Genomic DNA, 9,895 nt, shown 5'->3' with positions numbered 1-9,895 from the left:
CATGAGCAGGTTGAGGGCCGATGGGCTGACGTTGGCGTATGACCAGCGGGTGGTGGCCGAGGGGCTCGGGGTGGAGATCCCGGACGGGTCCTTCACGGTCATCGTGGGGCCGAACGCGTGCGGGAAGTCGACGCTGCTGCGTGCCCTGGCCCGGCTGTTGAAGCCGAAGGAGGGCACGGTCTTCCTGGACGGTGAGCCGATCCTGTCGCTGCACGGCAAGGAGGTGGCGCGGCGGCTCGGTCTGCTGCCGCAGTCGCCGATCACGCCGGAGGGGATCACCGTGGCCGATCTGGTGGCGCGGGGCCGGTACCCGTACCAGGGGCTGCTGAAGCAGTGGTCGCGCGACGACGAGCGCGCGGTGGCCGGGGCGATGGACGCGGTCGGTGTCACGGACCTGGCGGGACGGGTGGTGGACGAGCTGTCGGGCGGGCAGCGGCAGCGGGTGTGGCTGGCGCTGGTGCTGGCGCAGCGGACCCCCATCATGCTGCTGGACGAGCCGACGACGTTCCTGGACATCGCGCATCAGATCGAGGTGCTGGACCTGTGCTCGCGGCTGCACGAGGAGGGCCGCACGCTGGTGGCGGTGCTGCACGACCTGAACCACGCGTGCCGGTACGCGACGCATCTGGTGGCGATGCGCGGTGGCGAGGTGATCGCGCAGGGCCGTCCCGGAGAGGTGGTGACGGCGGAGCTGGTGGAGCGGGTGTTCGGGCTTCCGTGCCAGGTCATCGAGGATCCGGAGTGCGGCACCCCGCTGGTCGTGCCGGTGGACAGGCGGCGTTCCTACGCGGTGGCCGGGGGGCCGGGCTCGCAGGGGTGACGTTGACGCCCCCGAGGCGAGTTGATTAGGTTAGCCTTACCTAAATCGACAGGGGGTGCCGTGCTCACCAGGGACGAACTGCACGCCATGCTGACGCAGGGGCTGGCCGAGGTGCTGGGCGAGGAGGCGAGTCCCGACGACAACCTCATCGAGCTGGGCATGGACTCCATCAGGCTGATGGGTCTGACCGGCCGGCTGCGCAAGCGGGGCATCGAGGTGCGCTTCGCCGAACTGGCCGAACGTCCCACGCTCCGCGAATGGTGGGAGCTGCTGGAGGAACGGGGCGTCGTCGAACCCGCCCCGGCTCACGACGAGCCAGAGGACGAACCAGAGTCGTTCCCGCTGGCGCTCATGCAGCACGCGTACTGGATCGGCCGGGACGACGACCAGGCGCTCGGTTCGGTGGCCGCGCACCTGTACGTCGAGCTGGACGGGCGCCGCATCGACCCGGCCCGGTTCGAGCAGGCCGTGCGCGGGCTTGCCGAACGCCACCCGATGCTGCGTGTCGCGGTGTCGGACGACGGCACGCAGCGCATCCTGCCCATGCGCCCCGAACCCGCCGTCACCGTCCATGACCTCCGGGCGGCCGATGATCCGGACGCCGAGCTTGGGCGCGTCCGCGAGGAGATGTCGGTGCAGCGCCTTCCCATCGAGGAGGGCCGGGTCTTCGACGCCCGCCTGAGCCTGCTCCCGGACGGCGCGACACGGCTCCACCTCGACGTGGACATGGTCGCGGCCGACGCGATGAGCTACCGCACCCTGCTGGACGACCTGGCCGCGCTCTACGAGGGCGAGTCCCTGGAGCCGATCACCTACACCTACGCCCGCTACCTCGCCGCCGATCCGCGCGCCGAGGCCCGTGCGCGCGATCGCGAGTGGTGGGCGGAACGGCTGGCCGACCTGCCGGGCCCGCCCGAGCTGCCGGTGGTGCCCGAGCCGGGCGACCGGGTGGTGCGCCTGCACCACTGGCTGGCGCCGGAGGACAAGGACCGGCTCCTCTCCCGCGCGCACCGCGAGGGCGTCACCCCGGCGATGGCGCTGGCCGCCGTGTTCGCCGAGGTCATCGGCGCGTGGTCGGCCACGCCCCGGTTCCTGCTGAACCTGCCGCTGTTCCACCGCGAGCCCGTCCACCCCGACGTGGACAAGGTGGTGGGCGACTTCACCGGCTCCATCATGCTGGAGGTCGATCTCACCGAGGAGCTGCCGTTCGTGGAACGGGCGCGGGCCGTCCAGGCGCGGCTGCACACCTCCGGCGCGCACAGCGACTACTCCGGCCTGGAGGTGCTGCGCGACCTGTCCAGGCAGCGGGGCGAACAGGTGCTCGCCCCGATCGTCTACACCAGCGCGCTCAACCTCGGCGAGCTGTTCGGCGAACGGGTGCGGCGCAGCTTCGGCGAGCCGGAGTGGATCGTCTCGCAGGGCCCGCAGGTGCTGCTGGACGCGCAGGTCACCGAGGTCTCCGGCGGGCTGCTGCTGAACTGGGACGTGCGGTGTCCCGCGTTCCCCGACGGCGTGGCGGAGGAGATGTTCGCCGCCTACACCGGTGCCGTCACACGGCTGGGCGCGGAGGGCGCGGACTGGACCGAGCCGCTGCACATCACCGCGACGCCCGAGCAGTTGCGCGTCCGGCACAAGCTGAACGCGACCGAGGCCCCGCCCGCGCGCACCCTCACGGAGGGCTTCTTCCGTCACGCCCGGGAGACGCCGGACGCGCCCGCGCTGCGTTGGGGCGCCGACGGCACCCTCACCTACGGCGAACTCGCCGGCCGCGCGCTCGGCGTCGCCGCCCGCCTCGTCGAGCAGGAGGGCGTGCGTCCGGGCGACCGCGTCTCGATCGAGCTGCCCAAGGGACCCGACCAGGCCGTCGCCGTGCTCGGCGTGCTGGCGGCGGGCGCCGCGTACGTGCCGATCGGCCCGGAGCAGCCGGAGGCGCGGCGCGCGAGGATCCGCGCGAGCGCGGCGGTGGCGGCCCGTCTGACCTCGGCCGCCCCCGGGAACGCGGCCCCGCTGGACGCGCCGGTCCCGGTGCCGCCCGAGCAGGTCGCCTACGTCCTGTTCACCTCGGGATCGACCGGTGAGCCCAAGGGCGTGGAGGTCTCGCACCGCGCCGCGATGAACACCATCGGCGACCTGGTCGACCGTTTCGGCCTCGGCCCGTCGGACGCGACGCTCGGGGTGTCCGCGCTGGACTTCGACCTGTCGGTGTTCGACCTGTTCGCGCCCTGGTCGTCCGGCGGCGCGGTGGTGCTGCCGGAACAGGACGAGCGCCGCGACGCCGCCGCCTGGGCCGCGCTCGCGGGACGCTGGTCGGTGACCGTCCTCAACTGCGTGCCGTCCGTGCTGGAGATGCTGCTGGCCACCGGTCCCGTGCCGAGCCTGCGGCTGGTGCTGCTGGGCGGCGACTGGGTCGGCGCGCACCTGCCCGGCCTGCTGCGCGAGCGCGCGCCCGGCGCCCGGTTCGTGGCGCTCGGCGGGACGACCGAGACCGCGATCCACTCCACGGTGCAGGAGGTCGGCGAGGTCCCCGAGGGCCGGCGCGCGATCCCGTACGGGGTGCCGCTGGGCGGCGTCGCCTGCCGGGTCGTGGACGAGCTGGGCCGGGACCGCCCCGACTGGGTGACCGGCGAGCTGTGGATCGGCGGCGCGGGCGTCGCCGACGGCTACACCGGCGACCCGGAGCGCACCGCGGACCGGTTCGTCGAGCACGAGGGCACCCGCTGGTACCGCACCGGTGACCTGGCCCGCTACTGGCCGGACGGGACGATCGAGTTCCTCGGCCGCCGCGACCACCAGGTGAAGGTGCGGGGTTTCCGGATCGAGCTGGGCGAGGTCGAGGCGGCGCTGGAGAGCCACCCGAAGGTGGGCCGCGCGGTCGGCCTGCTCGCCTCCGGCCGCCTGGCCGCCGCCGTCACCGGAGTGGACGACGGAGAGGACGTGCTCGCCCACGTGCGCGAACTGCTGCCGCCGCACATGGTGCCCGAACTGCTCGTCCCCCTGGACGAGCTGCCGCTGACCGCCAACGGCAAGGTGGACCGCAAGGCGCTCACCGCCCTCGCCGCCGAGGCGGGCGGCGAGGCAGGCCCGGCGTACGCGGCGCCCCGCACCAACGTGGAGAAGGTCCTCGCCCGCATCGTCGCGGACGTGCTCGGCATCGAACGGGCCGGGGTGAACGATGACTTCTTCGCGCTCGGCGGTGACTCCGTGCTGGCCACGTCCGTCATCGCCCGTGCGCGCGAGGCGCTGGACACCACGGCCCTGCCGGTGCGGGTCCTGTTCGCCCAGCGCACCATCGCGCGGATCGCGCGCCGCTTCACCGAACTGGAATCCGAGCCCGGACGCCTGGAGGCCGTGGCCGGGATCTGGCTCATGGTCCAGGACATGTCCGAGGAAGAGCTGGCCGAGCGCCTCTCTCAGTGAGCGGACGCACGGCCGTCAGGCGCGCTCCGGATCCGGCGCGGGATCCGGGGCGCGCGCGGGCTCGGGGGTGAGCGTGGCGCCGCGCAACCCGGTCAGTGACAGCGCGAGCCCGAGGGCGAGGACGGCGCTGACCGTCCCGTAGACGACGATGGCGGCGCCGGGCGCGAGGTAGCGGCCCAGCGCCCCGGCGCCCAGCGACCCGACGGCCTCGCCGCCCGTCTCCTGCGCGGACCACAGCGCGTTCACCCGTCCCAGGTAGGCGTCGGGTGTGTGGCTCTGGATGAGGCCGTACCGCAGGATCTCCTCGATGGACGCGACGAACCCGTACCCGAAGAGGATCGCGACGGCGGGCGCGGGGTGCCGGGACAGGCCGAGCACGGCGAGGGTCGCGAAGCCCGCCACGGACGCGACGAGCAGCGCGCGGCCGGGCGCGCGCACCGTCGCCGCCCAGCCGCTCGTCACGGACGCGAGGACGGCGCCGCAGGCGGGCGCCGCGTACAGCAGGCCGACCGTGGCGGGCCCGCCGCCGAGGCTGAGGGCGGCGAACGCGGGCATCAGCACGGGGATCCCGCCCGCCACCATGAACAGCGTCCCGAGCAGCATCAGCGAGCCCACGACGCGGTGGGACACCACGAAGCGCAGCCCGGAGCCCAGCGCCTTCAGCGGGGCCTCGTGCGTCTCCGTGGCGGGCCTGAGCGGCGGCAGGGCGGTCAGCAGGAGCAGTGTCCCCAGCGTCCCGGCCGCGGCGGCGGCGTAGTTCCACCCGACCCCGAACGCCGACACCACCAGCCCGCCGAGCGCGGGCGAGAGCATCGACCCGAGCCGCACGGTGAGCGCGTTGAGCGCGCCCGCCGCCACGAGCTTGTCGGGGCCGACCAGCGCGGGCGTGGCGGCCAGCAGCGCGGTGACGCTGACGCCGGTCGCGAGCCCGTCCCACGCGGCCAGCACGTACAGCGCGGCCAGGAACGGGGACGGCAGGAACGCGTTCAGCGTGAGCAGCAGGAAGCCGACGCCGGCGGCGGTGCGCGCGTGCAGCATCAGGCGGCGCCGGTCGTACCGGTCGGCGAGCACGCCGCCCCACAGGAACCCGGCCAGCAGCGCGAAACCGCTGGACGCGGACACGGCGCCGACGTGCACGGTGGAGCCGGTCATCTCGTACACCTGCACCGGCAGCGCGACCATCAGCATGCCGATGCCGAAGACCGACACCGTGCGGGCGACGAAGGTGTTGCGGAACGGCCTGGACTCCCGAAGGGGGCTGACGTCCATCGCGAGCCGGCGGGTGAGACTGCGCACCATCCTGGGGACTTCTCCTCGGCACCGGGCTGAATTAAGGTAAGGCTCACCTTAGTTGATCGCACCCATCCCGACGAAAGAGGCCGAACCGGTGCAGCGCATGCTGATGAACGGGAAGATCCACCGCGCCACCGTCACCCAGGCGGACCTGCACTATGTGGGCTCGCTGACGATCGACGCCGACCTGATGGCGGCGGCCGACATCGTGGAGGGCGAGCAGGTGCAGGTCGTTGACATCACCAACGGCGCCAGGCTGGTCACCTACGCCATCACCGGCGAGGCCGGCAGCGGCGTGATCGGGATCAACGGCGCCGCGGCACGGATCGTGCGGCCCGGCGACCTGGTCATCATCATCACCTACGCCGCCGTGGACGAGTCCGAGCGGCACGAGCACACGCCGAAGGTGGTGCACGTGGACGGCGCCAACCGCGTCGTCGCGATCGGCGCGGACCCGGCCGAGCCCGTGCCCGGGGCCGAGGCGCAACTGGCGGGGAGGTGACCATGCCGGGGCAGAGCCGTTCGGCGAGCCCGCACGACCGTCCCCAGGAAGAGAAGGGCGCGATGGACGGGTTCGTTCCCTGGCCTCCGGAGTTCGAGGCGCGGTACACGGCCGAGGGCTACTGGAGCGACCGGCTGCTCGGCGGCGTCCTGCGCGGCGAGCCGGACCGGGTCGCGCTGGTGGCGGGCGACGAGCGGATCACCTACGCGGAGCTGGACCGGCGCGCCGACCGGGTCGCCGCGGGCCTCCGGAGCCTGGGCGTGGCCCGCGGCGACCGCGTGGTCGTGCAACTGCCCAACACCGCCTCGTTCGTCGTGGTGTTCCTGGCGCTCGTCCGGATCGGCGCCGCGCCCGTCCTGGCGCTGCCCGCGCACCGCGAGAGCGAGATCGGCTACCTGTGCGAGCTGTCGGAGGCCAAGGCGTACGTCATCCCGGAGATGGGGGACGGCGGCTTCGACTACCGCGCCCTGGCGCGCGCCGTCCGGGTCGAGCACGTGGTCGTGGACGGCGACGCGCAGGAGTTCACCGCGCTCGCCGACCTCGACGTCGATCCCGCGCCGGTGCCCGCCGCCGATGGCCCCGACCCCGCGGACGTCGGCGTCTTCCTGCTCTCCGGCGGGACGACCGGCCTGCCGAAGCTGATCCCGCGGACCCATCGCGACTACGTCTACAACCTGGAGGCCAGCGCCGAGCTGTGCGGCTTCTCCGACGCCACCGTCTACCTGGTCGTGCTACCGGCGGCGCACAACTTCGCGCTCGCCTGCCCCGGCATCCTCGGCGTCTTCGCCACCGGCGGGACGGTCGTGCTGGCGCCGTCCGGGGCGCCGGACGAGGCGTTCCCGCTCATCGAGCGCGAGAAGGTCACGGTGTGCGCCATGGTGCCGCCGATCGCGCTGCTGTGGCTGGACGCGGTGTCGTGGTCGGACGAGGACCTGTCGTCCCTGGAACTGCTCCAGGTGGGCGGCGCCAAGTTCGCCGCCGAGCGCGCGGCGCAGGTGCCGGAGGCGCTGGGCTGCGCCGTCCAGCAGGTGTTCGGGATGGCCGAGGGCCTGCTCAACTACACCCGGCTGGACGATCCGCCCGAGCTGGTCGAGCGGACCCAGGGGCGCCCCCTGTCGCCCGCCGACGAGGTCCGCGTGGTCGACGAGGACGGGAACGACGTCGAGCCGGGGGAGGTGGGCGAGCTCCTCACCCGCGGCCCGTACACGCTGCGCGGCTACTACCGGGCGCCCGAGCACAACGCGCGCTCGTTCACGCCCGACGGCTTCTACCGCACCGGCGACCTGGTACGGCGCCTCCCGTCCGGGCACCTGGTGGTCGAGGGACGGGCGAAGGACCAGATCAACCGGGGCGGCGACAAGATCTCGGCGGAGGAGCTGGAGAACCACCTGCTGGCGCACCCGTCCGTCCACGACGCCGCCGTCGTGGGCATGCCCGACCCGGTGATGGGGGAGCGCACCTGCGCGTTCCTCGTCGTCCGTGAGGGGGCCGCGGCGCCGTCGCTGCGCGAGACCAAGGACTTCCTCCGCGACCGCGGCGTGGCCGCCTACAAGTTCCCCGACCGCGTCGAGATCGTGGCGGAGTTCCCCCGCACCCCGGTCGGGAAGATCGCGAAAAAGGCGCTGGCCGCCCGGCTGGGCTGAACCCGCCGGGCGGCCGGGCCGCCGTCACCGGGCCGCCGTCAGGGGAGCGGGACGACGTACGGGGCGATGCTGGAGAGCTTCTCGCAGGTCTCCTCGTACTCCCGCTCCGGGGTGGAGCCGGTGACGATCCCGGCGCCCGCGCGCAGCCACGCGCCGTGCTCGTCGCTGTAGAGGGCGCGGAGGACGAGCGCGGCGTCCATCGCGCCGTCGTGCGACATGGTGAGGACCGTGCCGGCGTACAGGCCGCGCGGTTCCTCCAGCCGCGCGATGGCGTCGATGGCCTCCGGCTTGGGGATGCCGGACGCGGTCACGCCGGGGAACAGCGCGTCGAGCACGTCCCAGCTCGTACGTCCCTGGGCGAGCAGCCCGCTGACGCTCGATCCCAGGTGCTGCACGCTGCCGCGTTCCTTCACCGACATGAACCCGGTGACCTGGACGGTGTCGGGCTCGCACACCCGGTTCAGCTCCTCCTGGGAGGTCCGCACCGACACGGCGTGCTCGAAGATCTCCTTGGGGTCGGTCTCCAGCTCGCGCCGGGTGGCCGCGTCCAGCTCCGCGCCGCGGCCGAACGCCCGGGTGCCGGCCAGCGGCTGCGTCATCACGGTGCCGGTGGCGTCCACGCAGGCCAGCACCTCGGGGCTGAACCCCGTGGCCTGGAAGGAGCCGAGGCGGAGCAGGAACGAGCGCGCCGGGGTGTTGGCGGACCGCCCGCGCACGTACGTCGAGACCACATCGACGGGGAAAGAGATCGGTAGCCGCCGGGAGACGATGACCTTCTGGTAGCGGCCCGCGCCGATCTCCTCGACGGCGCGGGCGACGCGCGCCCGGTAGGTGTCGCCGCCGACCCGGACCTCGACCGGCTCGGGCGTGCCGGGACGGGGTTCGCCGGGCTCGGCGAGCAGCGTGGCCACCCGTTCGGCTTCCGCGGCGTTCACGCTGGTCACGACGGCCTCCCCGGCGTCGACGCGGACCTCCGTGCGCGGGACGATGAGGTGCGCGAGCCGCTCGCCGCGGTGCCGCGGGCCCGCGAACTCGAACGCGATCCAGCCGTAGGCGTTCCACTGCGGGAAGGGGCACGAACGGAACGCCTCGTCCAGCGCGTCGGCGGGACGTCCCGACCAGGCGTGCTCCTGCCGCTCACCGCCGTCCCACCAGGTGCGGAGCGTGCCGCTCCTCGTGGGCGGACGACCGTCCGCGATGTTCTCCGCGCCGGCCGGTCGTGCGTCCAGGACGACCTCTCCCAGCACCCCGCCCGCGAACGTCCACGAACCGGGGCGCTCGTAGACGACGTGGTCGTCGAACAGTCCGCATCGCGCGAGCCGCGCCATGAGGAGCAGCGGGTTCGCGCCGACCACCCTCACCGTGACGGCCGTGCGGTCGGATTCTGTACGCGCACCAACTGGTGTCCACGGCAAGGACAAGGCACCCAACTCCCTCTGCGACCAGGTCGTCCGATCAAACTTAGGTAAGGCTAACCTTGTGTGAATTTAGTAGGCAAGGCTAACCTAACCAACTGCGATGGCCGACGAGGGAAGGCGGAACGTGCGCGAGCAGACGGCGGCGCGGCGACGTGAGCTGATGCGGCGGATGATGGCGGAGGCCGGGCTCGGCCCCGACGTCTCCCGGATCGAACCTCGCGGAACGGACGGACCGGCACCGCTGTCGTACGCGCAGCAGAGCATGTGGCTGCACCACCGGACCTTCCCGGACAGCCCCGCCTACAACGTGTGCCTGCTCGTGCGCATGTCGGGCGACCTCGACACCGGCGCGCTGCGCGAGTCGCTGCGCGCGCTGATCCGGCGGCACGCCATCCTGCGCACCGTCTACGCGGATGACGGCGACGGCGCCGTGCAGATCGTCACCGGCGACGACACCCTCGACCTGCCACCGGTCGACTGCGCGCCCGAGCACGCGAAGGCGCGCGCCGAGGAACTCGCCGCACGGCCGTTCGACCTGCGCCGCGAGCGTCCCGTCCGGCTGGAGCTGCTGCGCCTGGGCGACCGCGAGCACGCGCTGGTCCTCGTCGTCCACCACATCGCGTGGGACGGCATGACCTGGGGTTCGCTGTCGGGCGACCTGTCGGTCCTCTACCGCGCGGCGCTCGCGGGCGACCCCGATCCCCTGGCGCCGCCCGCCGTCCAGTACGCCGACTTCGCGGTATGGGAGCAGAGGCGTCCCGTCCAGGAGGACGACCTCGCGTACTGGCGGGCGCGCCGCGAC

Annotated in this window: 7 protein-coding genes; 5 read left to right on the top strand and 2 right to left on the bottom strand. The window is 73.3% G+C overall.

Features of this window, described 5'->3' with window-relative positions; all coding sequences use genetic code 11:
- The first annotated feature begins 1 nt into the window (after position 1).
- Together ACGWYJ_RS37840 and ACGWYJ_RS37835 are read left to right on the top strand one after the other, a co-directional pair.
- The gene (locus ACGWYJ_RS37840) at positions 2 to 820 is read left to right on the top strand and encodes an ABC transporter ATP-binding protein (RefSeq protein WP_395111424.1); all 819 of its coding nucleotides are present in this window, start codon (positions 2 to 4) and stop codon (positions 818 to 820) included.
- 60 nt (positions 821 to 880) lie between these two features.
- Positions 881 to 4,237, top strand: coding sequence for an amino acid adenylation domain-containing protein (locus tag ACGWYJ_RS37835; RefSeq protein ID WP_395111422.1), 3,357 nt, complete (start codon positions 881 to 883; stop codon positions 4,235 to 4,237).
- Between the two features lie 15 nt (positions 4,238 to 4,252).
- Here ACGWYJ_RS37835 and entS read toward each other — a convergent pair whose 3' ends face one another.
- Positions 4,253 to 5,536, bottom strand: a complete 1,284-nt coding sequence (gene entS / locus ACGWYJ_RS37830; RefSeq protein WP_395111421.1) for an enterobactin transporter EntS — start codon at positions 5,534 to 5,536, stop codon at positions 4,253 to 4,255.
- 88 nt (positions 5,537 to 5,624) lie between these two features.
- On the opposite strand from entS, the gene panD reads away from it, so the two are divergent.
- Positions 5,625 to 6,032, top strand: coding sequence for an aspartate 1-decarboxylase (gene panD, locus ACGWYJ_RS37825; RefSeq protein WP_395111425.1), 408 nt, complete (start codon positions 5,625 to 5,627; stop codon positions 6,030 to 6,032).
- A gap of 2 nt (positions 6,033 to 6,034) precedes the next feature.
- Positions 6,035 to 7,675, top strand: coding sequence for a (2,3-dihydroxybenzoyl)adenylate synthase (locus ACGWYJ_RS37820; protein WP_395111419.1), 1,641 nt, complete (start codon positions 6,035 to 6,037; stop codon positions 7,673 to 7,675).
- Between the two features lie 38 nt (positions 7,676 to 7,713).
- Here ACGWYJ_RS37820 and ACGWYJ_RS37815 read toward each other — a convergent pair whose 3' ends face one another.
- On the bottom strand, positions 7,714 to 9,036 hold the full coding sequence (locus ACGWYJ_RS37815) for a salicylate synthase (RefSeq protein ID WP_395111418.1): 1,323 nt from the start codon (positions 9,034 to 9,036) through the stop codon (positions 7,714 to 7,716).
- A 157-nt stretch (positions 9,037 to 9,193) separates the two neighbouring features.
- Between ACGWYJ_RS37815 and ACGWYJ_RS37810 the strand changes: the two genes are divergently transcribed.
- Positions 9,194 to 9,895: condensation domain-containing protein (locus ACGWYJ_RS37810; protein WP_395111417.1), on the top strand; the 702-nt coding region annotated here is incomplete at its 3' end.

This window comes from Actinomadura sp. SCN-SB (genome assembly GCF_043906805.1).
In the GTDB taxonomy this organism is placed as follows: Bacteria; Actinomycetota; Actinomycetes; order Streptosporangiales; family Streptosporangiaceae; genus Spirillospora.
The sequence above is the reverse complement of the archived record's forward strand: the minus strand, read 5'-3'. Positions and strand labels throughout refer to the sequence as shown.

What these genes read in the sequence shown, in the direction of transcription:
- ACGWYJ_RS37820 (WP_395111419.1), top strand. Translation starts at nt 6,035, where the DNA reads ATGCCGGGGCAGAGCCGTTCGGCGAGCCCGCACGACCGTCCCCAGGAA.
- entS (WP_395111421.1), bottom strand. Translation starts at nt 5,536, where the DNA reads ATGGTGCGCAGTCTCACCCGCCGGCTCGCGATGGACGTCAGCCCCCTT.
- ACGWYJ_RS37840 (WP_395111424.1), top strand. Translation starts at nt 2, where the DNA reads ATGAGCAGGTTGAGGGCCGATGGGCTGACGTTGGCGTATGACCAGCGG.